Source organism: Bacteroidota bacterium, assembly GCA_040388375.1.
In the GTDB taxonomy this organism is placed as follows: Bacteria; Bacteroidota; Bacteroidia; order UKL13-3; family UKL13-3; genus JAAFJM01.
Genome location: JAZKBU010000003.1, coordinates 251132 through 266790 on the forward strand (window position 1 = coordinate 251132; position 15659 = coordinate 266790).

General features: G+C 35.2%; 12 protein-coding genes and 2 tRNA genes. 6 read left to right on the forward strand and 8 right to left on the reverse strand.

Features of this window, described 5'->3' with window-relative positions; genetic code table 11:
* Window positions 1-136 precede the first annotated feature (136 nt).
* The 4 genes from dxs to V4538_04125 all read right to left on the reverse strand — a co-directional run bounded on the left by dxs (window position 137) and on the right by V4538_04125 (window position 4957).
* On the reverse strand, window positions 137-2056 hold the full coding sequence (gene dxs / locus V4538_04110) for a 1-deoxy-D-xylulose-5-phosphate synthase (protein ID MES2380201.1): 1920 nt from the start codon (window positions 2054-2056) through the stop codon (window positions 137-139).
* A gap of 116 nt (window positions 2057-2172) precedes the next feature.
* Entirely contained in the window at window positions 2173-2892 is a 720-nt protein-coding gene (locus V4538_04115) for a T9SS type A sorting domain-containing protein (GenBank protein MES2380202.1), read from the reverse strand.
* A 28-nt stretch (window positions 2893-2920) separates the two neighbouring features.
* The gene (locus V4538_04120) at window positions 2921-4174 is read right to left on the reverse strand and encodes a glycosyltransferase N-terminal domain-containing protein (protein ID MES2380203.1); all 1254 of its coding nucleotides are present in this window, start codon (window positions 4172-4174) and stop codon (window positions 2921-2923) included.
* 9 nt (window positions 4175-4183) lie between these two features.
* Window positions 4184-4957 carry a hypothetical protein gene (locus V4538_04125; GenBank protein MES2380204.1) on the reverse strand — a complete coding sequence of 258 codons (774 nt, stop codon included), beginning with the start codon at window positions 4955-4957 and terminating at the stop codon, window positions 4184-4186.
* Window positions 4958-5132: 175 nt separating this feature from the next.
* On the opposite strand from V4538_04125, the gene V4538_04130 reads away from it, so the two are divergent.
* From V4538_04130 to V4538_04145, 4 genes are all read left to right on the forward strand, one after another.
* Window positions 5133-6458, forward strand: a complete 1326-nt coding sequence (locus V4538_04130; protein MES2380205.1) for a UDP-glucose/GDP-mannose dehydrogenase family protein — start codon at window positions 5133-5135, stop codon at window positions 6456-6458.
* 22 nt (window positions 6459-6480) lie between these two features.
* On the forward strand, window positions 6481-7458 hold the full coding sequence (locus V4538_04135) for a UDP-glucuronic acid decarboxylase family protein (GenBank protein MES2380206.1): 978 nt from the start codon (window positions 6481-6483) through the stop codon (window positions 7456-7458).
* Window positions 7459-7503: 45 nt separating this feature from the next.
* Window positions 7504-8331: an MOSC N-terminal beta barrel domain-containing protein gene (locus V4538_04140; GenBank protein MES2380207.1), complete on the forward strand. Its 828-nt coding sequence runs from the start codon at window positions 7504-7506 to the stop codon at window positions 8329-8331.
* Between the two features lie 111 nt (window positions 8332-8442).
* Window positions 8443-9597 (forward strand): HAMP domain-containing sensor histidine kinase, encoded by a 1155-nt coding sequence (locus V4538_04145; GenBank protein MES2380208.1) that lies wholly within the window; start codon window positions 8443-8445, stop codon window positions 9595-9597.
* Window positions 9598-9622: 25 nt separating this feature from the next.
* Here V4538_04145 and V4538_04150 read toward each other — a convergent pair whose 3' ends face one another.
* From V4538_04150 to V4538_04160, 3 genes are all read right to left on the reverse strand, one after another.
* Window positions 9623-10144: a hypothetical protein gene (locus tag V4538_04150; protein MES2380209.1), complete on the reverse strand. Its 522-nt coding sequence runs from the start codon at window positions 10142-10144 to the stop codon at window positions 9623-9625.
* 85 nt (window positions 10145-10229) lie between these two features.
* Complete coding sequence (gene infB / locus V4538_04155; GenBank protein ID MES2380210.1) at window positions 10230-13397, reverse strand: translation initiation factor IF-2; 3168 nt, start codon at window positions 13395-13397, stop codon at window positions 10230-10232.
* A 187-nt stretch (window positions 13398-13584) separates the two neighbouring features.
* Window positions 13585-14229 (reverse strand): HAD family phosphatase, encoded by a 645-nt coding sequence (locus tag V4538_04160; GenBank protein MES2380211.1) that lies wholly within the window; start codon window positions 14227-14229, stop codon window positions 13585-13587.
* 74 nt (window positions 14230-14303) lie between these two features.
* Here V4538_04160 and V4538_04165 point away from each other — a divergent pair.
* Window positions 14304-14377: transfer RNA gene (locus tag V4538_04165), tRNA-Ile, on the forward strand.
* A 103-nt stretch (window positions 14378-14480) separates the two neighbouring features.
* On the opposite strand, the gene V4538_04170 is transcribed toward V4538_04165, so the two are convergent.
* Window positions 14481-15395 (reverse strand): PfkB family carbohydrate kinase, encoded by a 915-nt coding sequence (locus tag V4538_04170; protein MES2380212.1) that lies wholly within the window; start codon window positions 15393-15395, stop codon window positions 14481-14483.
* A 116-nt stretch (window positions 15396-15511) separates the two neighbouring features.
* On the opposite strand from V4538_04170, the gene V4538_04175 reads away from it, so the two are divergent.
* A tRNA-Asn gene (locus V4538_04175) sits at window positions 15512-15585 on the forward strand.
* Window positions 15586-15659 lie beyond the last annotated feature (74 nt).

Sequence of the window (15659 nt, forward strand, 5' to 3'; positions counted from 1 at the left end):
AACCAATTAAGTATTAAAAACAGTGAATTTTACAAATGATAGTTTATAATTTAAGGCGATTTTGATAACAGCCTTAAAATAAAAAAGGCTGCCTTTTTAGAGACAGCCTTTTATTTATAAAGAATAGTTTTTATAGTTATGCCATTACATTTTCATGTAACATTACTTTTACTGTTTTGGTTATTGATTTGGCATCGAAACCACATTCAGCATACAACTCAGGTTGTTCACCATGTTCAGTTATTTTATCAGGCATACCCAACATTTTAACCTGTGCATGGTAATTGTTAGCAGCCATAAACTCCAATATAGCGCTTCCTGCTCCACCTACTATGGTTCCATCTTCTACGGTTAGCACTTTGCTGTATTTGCTAAATACTTCGTGTAACATTTCTTCATCAATAGGTTTAACAAAACGTAAGTCGTAATGAGCTGCCTGAATATTTTCGCCTGCTAATTTTTCAATAGCATCACTGGCTAAATTGCCTGCAGTACCAAACGATACAATGGCTATTTCTTGTCCGTCTTTTAATTTACGTCCTTTACCTATAGTTAATTCTTGTAATGGTCTTTTCCAATCGGGCATTACACCATTACCTCTTGGGTAACGAATAGAAAATGGACCTGCATTTTTATCCAACGAAGCCGTGTACATTAAGTTACGCAATTCTTCTTCGTTCATAGGAGCTGATACTACCATATTAGGTATACAGCGCATATATGGAATATCAATCATACCATGGTGAGTTTGACCATCGGCACCGGCTAAGCCTGCTCTATCCATACAAAATACAACATGTAAGTTTTGTAAAGCTACATCATGCACTACTTGATCGTAAGCACGTTGCATAAATGAGGAGTAAATATTGCAAAATGGTACTAAACCTTGTGTGGCTAATCCTGCAGAAAATGTTACTGCATGTTGTTCTGCTATGCCTACATCAAAAGCTCTGTCAGGCATGGCTTTCATCATAATATTTAATGAAGAACCTGAAGGCATGGCAGGCGTAATGCCCACAATTTTTTTATTGGCTTCAGCTAATTCAACCAAAGTGTGTCCAAACACATCCTGATATTTTGGGGGTTGAGGTTTATCGGTAACGGTTTTAAATATTTCACCTGTTACTTTATCAAACAAACCTGGTGCATGCCATTTGGTTTGGTCTTTTTCTGCCAAGGCATAACCTTTACCTTTTACCGTTACACAATGCAATAATTTAGGTCCCGGTATTTTCTTTAAGTCTTCCAATACTTTTACCAAATGGTTTACATCGTGTCCATCTACCGGTCCAAAGTATCTGAAACGTAACGATTCAAATAAATTGCTTTGACGTAATAAACCTGATTTAAGGGTATCATGTATTTTAGTAATTACATCGCTTGAGAATTTTCCAACTTTGTCCAGCTTGTTTAAAGCCTTCCAAACATCGTCTTTAAATTTGTTATACGTTGGCGAAGTAGTAATATCTGTTAAGTATTCTTTTAAAGCACCAACGTTCGGGTCAATGCTCATACAGTTGTCGTTTAAAATAACAATGATATTGCTGTTTTCAACGCCTGCATGGTTTAATCCTTCAAAGGCTAAGCCTGCAGTCATGGCACCATCGCCAATAATGGCAATGTGTTGTCTGTCAAACTCCCCTTTTAAGCGGGAAGCAACGGCCATACCTAATGCTGCTGATATTGAAGTAGAGGAGTGACCTACTCCAAAAGTATCGTATTCGCTTTCAGCTCTTTTAGGGAAACCTGAAACACCTTTGTAAACACGGTTGGTGTAAAATTTATCTCTTCGGCCGGTTAAAATTTTGTGCCCGTAAGCTTGGTGTCCCACATCCCAAACCAATTGGTCGTATGGGGTGTTAAATGCATAATGTAAGGCAACAGATAATTCTACTACACCTAAACTTGCACCAAAGTGCCCACCATATACCGAAACAGTATCAATAATGTACTGACGCAAATCGGCACATACTTTTACTAAATCTGATTCATTTACTTTTCGTAAATCGGCAGGGTAGTGGATGGGGTCTAAAAAAGGTCCGGCTTTTATTTCCATATTATTGTAACAAACGACAAAGGTTTAAAATTGTTTGATGTAAAAAGTAATTAAAAACCAATGTCGCAAAATAGACAAATCGTATTTATTTTTATGTCTATTTATTCAAATCGTTGTTAATTAAGTACGAGCTTCTGCGTTTGCTGCGAAAGATTGTTCTTTAAAGTAACAAAATACAATCCTTTTGGCAAGGCACTTACATCAATTGTTTGTTTATTGTTTTGTGGTAATGTTTTGTTTATTAGTGTTTTACCTGTTATGTCGCTGATGTATAAATCACCGGCTGCTGATACATTATTGTTTTCTATCTGAATGCTGGCAGTAGCAGGGTTCGGGTAAATTTTAAAAGTATTGTTGTTTAATTCTTGTACGCCACTTTTACCTGTGGTATAATAATCAATAATGCTTGAATCAATTCTTTGTATTTGTTGGTCAAGGCCTTTAATTTTAAGATATGTTTTAACAAATATTTTTATTTCGTAATGGTAAAAATGTTGTGCTGTAGGCATACCACTAAATAATGCGCATCCTTTACCTCCGCCTGGCCAGGTGCAGGTTGAATTGTTACAAGCATAGGTGAAACCCGGAGGTAAATTTTTTATTGTATCAACCTCGGCTGAGTCAATGGTTACGTCATAAGTATTGCCTGAGTATACAATAACGGTATCGTTGTTTATTTTAAAAGAAATAACGGTAGAGTATGCCTGGCCCACTTCACCATCGGGTAACCTATTTGGGTTAATGCCATTTGAGTTCCAATTAGGGTCAGGAGTACATTGTGCTGAAGCGTTTAAGCTGGCTACAATAACAAGTAATAGTAAGTAAATTTTTTTCATAGTTAGTTTGTTAAAAAATCAAATTTAATTAAGCTTTTATAATTTTCGATATAATTTTTTCAGTTGCTCCTACATTATCTAAAACCAGTTGTTTGGCATTATTGCCCATGGTCAGTCTTTTATTCTTATCATTTAGTAAACTACTCAAAGCTGTTTCAAAACTTGTTTCATCATTTACAACAATGGAACCCTTGTTTGCATTGAGTAGTTTTGCCTCAGGGAAATAGCCGATTTTATCTCCGTGAATAATGGGTTTTCCAAAGGTGGCTGCTTCTAAAATATTATGTAATCCTTTTGCTTTAAAACCTCCACCAATAATGGCTATATCAGCATATCGGTATATTTTGCTGAGCATGCCAATATTGTCAATCAGTAGTGATTGGTGTTTTTCTATATTGGTTGCATTGGCTTGGCTAAAACGTAAAATGCCAGTAAAACGCTGTTCTATTTCAGTTAACCTTTCGGGGCTGATAAAATGAGGGGCTATAATAATTTTAACACCCGTATTTGGGTTTTTCTCCATAAAATGTTGCAAGAATGTTTCTTCTATGGCATAACTACTTCCTACCACAATCAGTAATTTATCTTGCTTAAATTGTTCAATTAATGGCAGAGATTCAAACTGTTGTACCGACTGGTAAACGCGGTCGAAACGGGTATCTCCGGTGCTTAACGTTTGGTTGATACCTATATTGTTTAGCAGCAATGCGGTTTTTGTGTTTTGGGTGAAAATAAAGCGGAAACAATGGAACATTTTTTTATAAAATGCAGCGTACCATTTTAAGTAAGCAGGGTCTTCGGTAAAGCTGGCCGCAATTAAATAAACCGGAATATTGTTTTTTGAAAGTTGGTTTAAATAATAGTACCAAAAATCGTATTTAACCCAAAATGCCATAGCCGGTTTTATCAGTTTAATAAATGGTACGGCATTTTTTTTACTATCGTTTGGTAAATAAAAAATATAGTCGGCAATGGAATCATCTTTTTTGTTTTCGTAACCTGAAGGGGAGAAAAAAGTAATGACTATACAGTACTGAGGAAATTTAACTTTTAATACTTCAATTAAGGGTTTGGCTTGTTCAAACTCGCCAAGCGATGCCACATGAAACCAAATGCTTTGTCGGGTTTCGTTTTGTAAGCTTTGTTCAATATGTTTTAATAAACCTTTGCGACCGCTGTTAAATGCTTTGGCTCTTGCATTAAAGGGAGCTATTAGCTTTACTACTAAAAAATAAGCATTGGTTGCAAGCAGGTATAAAACAAAGCCTATGTAATAAAGCATTAATTTAATTTATCGTTTTAAAAAGTCAAACTCATCGCCTTTGCTGCTTAAATAAATAGGAATCATCCAGCCAAATCTAAGCGCCACCATATTGTCGTTTTTAGAGGCATTGTCGTATCTGCGTTCATCGTAGTTATAACCTCTTAAGTTTTGTGTAAATGCCTGGGTAAAATCAAAACCTGCAAAAAAATTGGTAAATCTGTTTTCTCCCTGAAAGTAATAACCTACAAATTGGTTTAAAGCGTAGCCTGAATGCAGTTTGTCATAACCCCTTTGGAAATCTTCATTTAGTTGGGGAACATTGTTTTGCGATATGCTGTAATTTAAGTAGTGTGTTAAAAAACCGGCTCCCACCTGAACTATAAATCCGTGGTTTTTATTTAACCTGCTTACCGGAAATATTTTACCCACTTTGGCAAAACCACTCCAGCCTCTCATGGTTACACTTACTGTAGCAGGCGTACCGTTATTGCTGTTTATGGTATTGCCATTGCTGTTGGTCAGGTTAATTAAGTTAACAGCATCTTTTAAGTTTTCAGAAAGAATATAATTACCTTCTAAGCTAAAATGCCAGTTGGTAATACTTTTGTAGTTTACACCAAATCCTAAACCATGGCTTAAACCATATATTTTAGCCCAATCGCCCGATGGGAACTGTGCATTATAAGTAAATTGGAAGTTAAATATTTTGTTGCTAAATTCATCTCCTTTTTTCTGCCCAAAAGCCTTTTGGCCAAACATAAAAGTAACAAAAAGAACCAATACTTTAAATTGATTTAACATGATGCGAATATAAATTTTTTGCATAGATTATAACAAGCCCTTAAAAATAGCTAAATGGTTGCTTTCTATCAATAAATAAAATGATTGGCGAGGCTAAATAGTATATTAAATTAAATAATGTTTGGCAATTGTTTAGGGAATTATATTTTTGGGAAAATATTTAAAGTAATTTAACATGAAAATAGCAGTAGTAGGAACGGGTTATGTTGGACTTGTAACAGGCACTTGTTTTGCAGAAGTGGGTATTGATGTTGTTTGTATAGATGTAGATCAAAAAAAGATTGAAAATTTAAAAAAAGGCATTATGCCTATATATGAGCCGGGCTTAGAAGAAATGGTACTGCGCAATACGGAGAAAGAAAGATTACAGTTTAGTACCAGTCTGGCTGAAAGTATAAAAGATTGTGATGTGGTTTTTATAGCAGTAGGTACCCCTCCGGGAGAGGACGGTAGTGCTGATTTAAAATATGTATTAGCTGTTGCTAAAGAAATAGGCCAGAATATAAATGATTACTGCGTAGTAGTAACAAAAAGTACTGTACCTGTTGGAACGGCTAAAAAAGTAAAAGCTGCCGTATCTGATGAATTAGCAAAACGCAATGCAGCTATTGAATTTGATGTAGCTTCAAATCCTGAATTTTTAAAAGAAGGTGCTGCTATTGATGATTTTTTGAAACCTGATAGAATTGTAATTGGTGTAGAAAGCAAACGTGCAGAAGAAAAAATGCGCAAATTGTATAAGCCATTTTTATTAAACGGGCATCCAATCATTTTTATGGATGTACCGAGTGCTGAAATGACAAAATATGCGGCTAACAGTATGCTGGCAACCAAAATTAGTTTTATGAACGACATAGCTAATTTATGCGAGATAATGGGTGCAGATGTAAACATGGTTAGAAAAGGTATTGGTAGCGATGGCCGTATTGGTAATAAATTTATTTACCCGGGTATAGGTTACGGTGGAAGTTGTTTTCCAAAAGATGTGAAAGCATTGATAAAAACGGCTAAAGACAATGGTTATACGATGCAGATTTTAGAATCGGTTGAATCAGTTAACGATGCACAAAAATCAGTATTGTTTAACAAAATAGTAAAACACTTCAATGGCAATTTAAAAGGAAAAACATTTGCTATGTGGGGTTTGTCGTTTAAACCTAAAACCGATGATATGCGTGAAGCCCCATCGTTGGTTATTATTGAAAAATTATTAGCGGCAGGTGCCAATGTAAAAGCATACGACCCGGTAGCCATGAAAGAAGCTAAACATACTTTAGGCGAACAAATTGAATATGCTAAAAACGAAAACAGCGCATTAATAGATGCCGATGCTTTATTGGTAGTTACCGAGTGGCCGGAGTTTCGTTCGCCTGACTTTATGGTCATTAAAAAATTAATGAAAGGCAATGCCATTTTTGATGGACGTAATATTTATGATATTGCTGAAATGAAAGAACTAGGATTTGATTACTATTGCATAGGAGTTAATACCACCGCTTAACAGAATTTAAACTAATAGAAGCATGACAAAAAAACGCGTACTTATAACGGGAGCAGCAGGTTTTCTGGGTTCTCATTTATGCGATAGATTTATTAAAGAAGGATACCATGTAATTGGTATGGATAACTTAATAACAGGTGATTTAAAAAATATTGAACATCTTTTTAAACTAGAGAGTTTTGAATTTTATAACCACGATGTAAGTAAGTTTATACATGTATCAGGTCAGTTAGATTATATTTTACATTTTGCCAGTCCTGCCAGCCCTATTGACTATTTAAAAATACCTATTCAAACCTTAAAAGTAGGTTCGTTGGGTATTCATAATTGTTTAGGTTTAGCTAAAGATAAAGGAGCAAGAGTATTAATCGCTTCTACTTCCGAAGTATATGGCGATCCATTGGTTCACCCACAAACAGAAGAGTATTGGGGTAATGTAAACCCGGTTGGCCCGCGTGGCGTGTACGATGAAGCAAAACGTTTCCAGGAAGCTATTACGATGGCCTACCATACTTATCATGGTTTAGAAACGCGTATAGTACGTATTTTCAATACTTATGGTCCGCGTATGCGTTTAAACGATGGTCGTGTATTGCCTGCTTTTATAGGGCAAGCATTGCGTGGCGAAGACTTAACTATGTTTGGCGATGGTTCACAAACACGTGCATTTTGTTATGTAGATGATTTGATTGAAGGTATTTACAGATTGCTTTTAAGCGATTACGCACATCCGGTAAATATTGGTAACCCTAATGAAATTACCATCAAAGATTTTGGTGAAGAAATTATAAAGTTAACAGGCACTAATCAAAAGCTAATATCAAAACCATTGCCTAAGGATGACCCTAAGCAACGCAAGCCGGATATTACCAAAGCCAAAGAAATATTAGGTTGGGAGCCAAAGGTAAGCAGGGCAGAAGGATTAAAAATTACTTACGAGTATTTTAAATCACTTTCACCGGAAGAATTAAAAAAATCAGCTTATCATAAATTTGATTAAATATTAAAAAAGAAACACGCTTCAAGGCGTGTTTTTTTATGTTTAATGAGTAAACAACCAATAAGCAATAAATCTATTTTTGCAGCCATGTATCATATCACTCAAATTTTTATTTATCTTGTAAAATCATTGGGGGCTATTGCGTTAAGCGAAGCCAGGATAGAAGAACGGGGATTGCAGTATGATAGAAGATGGATGCTTTGTAATGAGGAGAATAAATTTATAACCCAACGTGAGTTTAAGGAATTGGCTTTGTTTAAAATACAGTTTGATGAAAAGGGGTTTGATATAAATTACCTAGATGCATTGCCTTTGTTTATTCCGTTTACTATTGATGGCGAAACAGAACAAGTAGTAGTTTGGGATGATACTTGCGAGGCCATTGAATACAAAAAGGGTTCAGCATGGTTTAGTAAAATGCTTTCGTTTTCCTGTAAGTTGTTTTATATGCCAAACGAAACAAAAAGAAAAGTAGATGTAAAGTATGCTACCAATAATGAAATTACCAGCTTTAGCGATGGATCCCCGATACTGATTGTAGGGCAACAATCGTTGAACGATTTAAACAATAAGTTGAGTGAGACCATAACAATAGACAGGTTTAGACCTAATCTTGTATTTGACGGAGGTACTGCTTTTGATGAAGATCAATTTGTAGATTTTAGTATCAATAATGTTTTATTAAAAGGAACAAAACCTTGCGGACGTTGCGAGGTTGTTACCATAAACCAGACAACGGCCATAAGTGGTAAAGAACCATTAAAAACATTAGCCAGTTACCGCAGTAAAAATAACAAAGTATTATTCGGGCGAAATGTAATTGTGCAGCAGGAAGGAAATATTAAAATAGGGGATAGCATATTCTTACATTGATTTTATGCTTTTTAGCTGTTCTTTTAAACAATAATATTACTTTATAATGTCTGAGTGGGCTATATAAATTTCACAACATATTAGTTATTTAACTATTTTCGTTTTTTACATATGCGTTTATACGAACAAAAAAAATGGTGGAAGCGGGCTTTAGCCATTATAGCTATTTGTATTGGAGCCTTTTCTGTTTGGTACACAAGTAAGTTGGTAAAACAACTTGGTACTGAAGAAGAAAAAAAAATAAAATTATGGGCTAATGCCACCCGTTTAATGGCAAAGAGTGATGGCAATATTGATTTTATGCTCGATATAGTTCGAGACAATGAAACCATTCCTATTATTTTAACTGATAAGGATAATAAAATAATTGACTCCAGAAATTATGATTCATTACTGGTAAAAGATACCGCATATTTAAGCGAAGAGTTATTGGAAATGCGTAGTCAGCATGAACCCATTAAAATTCCTTATGATGAAGAAAATGGATTATATAATTTACTGTATTATAAAAATTCAACCGTACTTACTCAGTTAAAAGCCTATCCGCTAATTCAATTTGGCTTAATTGGTTTTTTTGCCATTATGAGTTATTTGGCTTTGAGTAGCAGTCGAAGAGCCGAACAAAATCAAGTATGGGTTGGTATGAGTAAAGAAACGGCTCATCAGTTAGGAACACCTATTTCCTCCTTAAGTGAATGGATTAATTTATTGAGAGATACACCAAAAGAAGACCAAGGTTATTTGTTGGATGAACTCCAGAACGACACCAAGCGTTTAGAATTAATAACAGAAAGGTTTAGTAAAATTGGTTCCGAACCTATATTGAAAGAAGAGAATATGGATTTGGTAATAGAAAATTCTATTCAGTATTTACGAACCCGTGTATCAAGTATGGTTAATATTCAAATTACCATTAACCAACCCGGCAATTGGGCCAAAATTAATATTTCATTGTTTGATTGGGTGCTTGAAAATTTATGTAAAAATGCTATTGATGCCATGAATGGAATAGGCTCTTTAAATATAAATATCAGTCGTGATGCCAAGTTTGTATATATTGATATCCGCGATACAGGTAAAGGTATACATAAATCAAAATTCAATACCGTTTTCAAACCGGGTTATACTACCAAGAAGCGTGGTTGGGGTCTTGGTTTATCCTTAGTAAAACGTATAGTTGAAGGTTACCACAAGGGCAAAATATTTGTAAGAAATAGCGAGGTTGGTAAAGGAACTACCTTTAGAATTATGCTTAACGCAGCTTAATGCAAAACGAAGATTTTCGCTCTATTTATTCAACGGTAAAACCATCAGCACCCAAAGTAGCAGTAAGTTGACTAATGATTAAATCGTTGTCGTTAAACTCTTCTTTTACGTAATGGGGTTTTCCATTTTTGCCAAAGGTAATGGCAATAGGATTTTCAGTAACATCCTCAATTAAATACTGACTTGTTGTAAAATTAGCCGGTGTGCTTAATCCAATGCTATTGGCATATTGATTGGCTTCTCTAATAATTTGACTACATAAACTATAAGGTGCCTCAGCCATTGTTTTACCGGTACTTAAGCGGGTATAAATTTCACCTACTTTTTTCTCAGTTACACCGTAGCCCCATGATGTTTGTTTAATACCCAAACAATGTAAGTCTATTTGAAAACTTCCAATAATATAATTGGTTTTAGGAATATGTTTTACAATTAAGATAGTAGCCTTTCCGGTTTCTTGCCAGTTGGTATTTAAGTAACAAGTTTTAATCAACAAACTTTGACCTCTGTCTTTTATATATTTTTCAGGTTTAATATGTTTTGTCATAATAATATTGGTTGTATTTTTTGTAAACAAAAACAGCCAAGCTTTTCAGTTTGGCTGTTTTTTGCTATCAGTATTTTATACTTATTTATTTACTAGTTGGACGTTTGATTTCAACTTCTTCGTATGCTTCTACAAAGTCACCTACTTTCATATCGTTAAAGTTTGCAATGGTTAAACCGCAATCAAATCCATATGCTACTTCTTTCACATCATCTTTAAAGCGTTTCAACGATGATAACTCACCTGTATGAACCACTACACCATCTCTGATTAAGCGGATTTTAGAGTTACGGAATACTTTACCATCGGTAACCATACAACCTGCAACAGCTCCCACTTTGGTAATTTTAAATACTTCACGTATTTCAATATTACCTGTAATTTTTTCTTCCATTTTAGGTGTGTGCATACCTTCAATAGCCGATTTAATTTCGTTGATAGCGTTGTAAATAATTGAATACATACGTATATCAATTGATTCATTCTCGGCTAATTTACGTGCTTGTGGCGAAGGACGTACCTGGAAACCTATAATGATAGCATCAGACGCAGAAGCCAACATTACATCGCTTTCTGATATTTGACCTACCGCTTTGTAGATTACACTTACTTGTACTTCTTCGGTTGATAGTTTAATCAATGAATCGCTCAATGCTTCTACCGAACCATCCACGTCACCTTTAACAATAATTTTTAACTCTTTAAAGTTACCAATTGCTAACCTGCGTCCAATCTCATCCAATGTAATATGTTTATTGGTACGTAAGCCTTGTTCGCGTTGTAACTGTTTACGTTTGTTCGAAATTTCTTTGGCTTCCTGCTCGTTTTTGGTAATAATTAATTTATCACCCGCTTGCGGAGCACCATCAAAACCTAATACTACTGCCGGAGTTGAAGGACCTGCTGAAGTCATTTTTTTACCACGTTCATCAAACATGGCTTTTACTTTACCAGAATTGGTACCCGCAATAATTGGGTCTCCAACCTTTAACGTTCCATTTTGAACCATTAAGGTAGCTACAATTCCACGTCCTTTATCAAGTGAGGCTTCAATAATAGAACCAACCGCTCTTCTGTTTGGATTCGCTTTTAAGTCTAATATCTCTGCTTCTAATAATACTTTTTCAAGTAATAAGTCAATGTTTAATCCTTTTTTAGCTGAAATTTCCTGGGTTTGGAATTTACCACCCCATTCTTCAACCAATATATTCATTTGGGCTAATTGCTCGCGGATACGCTCCACATTAGCACCGTCTTTATCTATTTTATTAAATGCAAAAACTATTGGTACACCGGCTGCTTGCGCATGGCTGATAGCTTCTTTTGTTTGAGGCATTACGCTATCGTCAGCCGCAATTACTACAATTACTATATCAGTAATTTTAGCTCCACGAGCACGCATCGCTGTAAAAGCTTCGTGACCAGGTGTATCTAAGAATGCTATTTTTTTACCGTTATCTAAGGTTACTTCATAAGCACCAACGTGTTGGGTTATACCTCCCGCTTCGCCAGCTATTACATTGGCTTTACGTATATAATCCAATAATGAGGTTTTACCATGATCAACGTGACCCATTACGGTAACAATAGGAGCGCGTGATACTAAGTCAGCAGGATCATCTTCATCTTCCTCCACTGCTTCTTGTACTTCTGCACTTACAAAGTCAACTTCAAATCCAAATTCTTCCGCAACTATACTAATGGTTTCGGCATCTAAACGTTGGTTAATTGAAACCATCATACCTAAACTCATACAAGCAGAAATAATTTGAGTAATGGTTACTTCCATCATTTTGGCTAACTCATTGGCCGTAACAAATTCAGTTACTTTCAATACCTTAGTTGCCATTTCTGCTTCCATTGCTGCTTCTTCTCTATCAGTTCTGGCATCATCGCGTTTTTGTTTACGAATTTTAGAACGAACAGCACCAATGTTTTGTGATTTACTTCCCGGATTTAAACGAGCTAAAGTAGCTTTTAATTTATCCTGAATTTCTTTATCGGTAATTTCTTTTTTCTCAGTCGGTTTAAAGCTATTTCCACCAGTTTTGTTGTTGGTGTTATTTCTGTTAAACGGTGGACGGGCTCCTCCATTATTGTTATTGCCTTGGTAAGGAGTTCTTGGTCCGTTATTGTTATTATTACCTTGGTAACCCGGGCGGGCTCCACCAGCATTATTGTTGTTACCTTGGTAAGGAGTTCTTGGAGTTCCTGTATTTGTACCTTCAGTACTTGGAGATTTACCAAATTTATTTAACTTATCATTAGCAGTATCGCTTCCGCCAATGTAGTTATTACGTTTACGTTTCTTTTTGTTATTGGCATCGCTTGATGCAATAGGCTTAGAAGTTTTTGGTTGTTCAACTGGTAATTGAATTTTACCCATTACTTTTAAACCCGAAAGTTTTTCGTAATTAGTTTCCATTACTTGTGGAGCAGCGTCTTCTGAATCATTACTTTCTACTGTCGTTGTAGGGGCTACTTTTTCAGCAGCAGGCTCAACTACTTCAGGTTTGGCTTTGCTTTCAACAATTGGTGCAGGAGTTTCTTCTACAGGCTTCTCAACAACCTTAGCCTCCGGTTCTTTTGCCGGAACTGGTTTAGGTTCGTCTTTTTGTTTTTTATCCTTTACCTTTTTATCAGGTCTTGTCTTGGTATTTAGCGCATCTAAATCAATTTTGCCTAAAACAGTTAGTTTTGGTGCATCATCATCGTCAGCCTTATCAGTTGCCGGAGCTTTAATTTCAGCAGGAACTATTTTAGTTTCTTTAGGCTCTTGCTTGGTTTCTGCAATGGGTTCAACTACTGGTTTTGGAGCTTTTTCAACTATTGGTGTTTCAATAGGAGCTACTTTCTCTATAACTTTTTCCTCTGCAACGGGTTCAACTACTTTTTCAACGGTTTTAACTGCCGGTGTAGGTTGTTTTTCGTTTTTATTGGTTAAACCTGATTTTACAACAACAACTTCATCTTCGTAATCGTCTTCGACAATTACTTTAGGTTTAGCTTGTTCTATAGTTACGTCTTTAGGTTTAACTTTATTTTGGCTAAGTTGTTTTGACTCTTCTTTGGTTTTTTTCTCGCTATGAAAATCATTAAGCAAGATTGTATATTGCTCATCTGAAAGCTTAGTAGTAGGCTTAGCATCAACACTATGTCCTTTCTTAGCCAAATGCTCCACTAAGGTTTGCATTCCTACATTCAGCTCTTTTACTACTGCGTTTAATCGTTTTGTTCCTGTGCTTTCGCTCATTAAAATTGGTATCGAATTCTTATAAATGTGGGCGAATATCGTATTTTTATATCAAATATCTTGTATTCAGTAAAAAGTATTTTAAAATGTAGGGTTAAAACTATCTGCATTGACAGCCAAAAAGCAACGATTTATTAATTGAAGTATCACATAAAAGGAAATCAGAAAAATGTAATGATTTGATAATTTATAATTTACCTCTTTGGATATTGATTACTTCAAATGATTTTATTTCGTCAACAAACCACTGCCCGATAGGCTTATTTGTCAGAATACTTTTCATACCCATGTTTTCAGCCGTTTTAAAATGCATGCGTGTATCATCAATAAAAATGGTTTCTTCTGCTTTTAGTTGTTGTTCATCCAATATGTGTTGCCAGGCTTCAGCATGTGGTTTTCTTAAACCTATTTCATGTGAGTAATAAATTTTATCAAATAAGTTTTCCCAATTTTCGGTAGGGTGGTCGTTTTCGAAAATACTTTTGAATTCTTTTATATGTAACTCGTTTGTGTTACTCAGAATAAATATTTTATATGATTTGCGCAATTGTTTTAAAATGCTGATTCTATCAGCCGTAACATTTAAAATCATATTGTTCCAGGCACTTACAATTTCTTCCACAGTGGCTTTTCCTTTTAGTTCTGCTTTTATGGTTTGAACAAAAGTGTCGGTATCAATTTTGCCGGTTTCGTATTGTTTAAAAATGGGTAGTTTTTCGTTTATTTCATCTAAATCTACATCCAATCTTTTAAAACTTCTGATGGTTCTGTCTTGGTCCAGATTAACTATAACTCCCCCTAAATCAAAAATAATGGCTTTATATTTAAGCATTTTGCAATTTTTATTTGCAACAATAATAGTAAAACCCTACTATTGCAACCCACAAAAACAGACAATAGTTTGTTGGGCCTATAGCTCAGTTGGTTAGAGCACCTGACTCATAATCAGGTGGTCCCTGGTTCGAGCCCAGGTGGGCCCACACTGGTAAAGCAACTTTGAAAAAAGTTGCTTTTTTTATGCAAAATTTTATGCAAAAAAATAGCCGCTAAATGCGGCTATTTTTTATATGTATAATGGGTAAATTAAATAGTGAATGATGACAGTTTTTTAAATTCTGCAATACGGCCATTTAATTCAGTTTCAGTTAAGTTAACCAAACGTTCAGTTCCAAAACGTTCTACACAAAAGCTTGCCATAGCCGAACCATAAATAACAGCATTTTTCATGTTTTCAAAGCTGATATCATTTGTTTTAGCTAAGTAGCCAATAAATCCACCTGCAAAAGTATCACCTGCTCCTGTTGGATCAAATACTTCTTCTAATGGCAATGCTGGCGCATAAAAAGTTTCTTTACCATAAAATAATAAAGCACCGTGCTCGCCTTTTTTTATAATTAAATATTTAGGGCCCATAGCCTGAATTTTAGCGGCAGCTTTTACCAGCGAATATTCACCTGAAAGTTGACGCGCTTCTTCGTCATTGATGGTTAATACATCAACCATTTTTAAGGTTTCACGTAAATCATCCATCGCAATTTCCATCCAGAAATTCATGGTGTCCATTACGATTAACTTAGGACGTTTAGTTAATCTTTCAATAACTGTTTGTTGGATTTTTGGTGTTAAGTTACCTAACATTAAAAATTCACAATCTTGGTAAGATGCAGGAACAATAGGGTCAAAATCGGCTAATACGTTTAATTCAGTAACTAATGTATCGCGGGTGTTCATGTCGTTATGGTATTTACCACTCCAAAAAAACGATTTCTCTCCTTGTTTAATTTGAAGTCCGTCAGTATTTACCCCATTTGTATTTAAATGATTGATAAATTCTTGTGGGAAATCATCGCCAACTACGGCAACTAAATTTACACTTTTAGTAAAGTACGATGAACACAAAGAAATGTAAGAAGCAGCTCCGCCAACTATCTTATCTGTTTTGCCAAATGGCGTTTCAATGGCGTCAAATGCTACTGAGCCAACAACTAATAAACTCATAAATAAATATTTAAAACTTTTTTTAATTTTTTTCGGTGCAAATATTGCATAATAAATTATCAATTCCTATCATTGCACCCTCGTTAGATGAAAAAGATAACGAACATGAAGAACATTCCTTGGTAGCTCAGCTGGTTAGAGCACATGACTGTTAATCATGGGGTCGCTGGTTCGAGCCCAGCCCGGGGAGCAAAGCCGTTTACTTTTAGTAAGCGGCTTTTTTTATGCATTACATTTAAATTCTTCGTCAGTAGTATAATTATC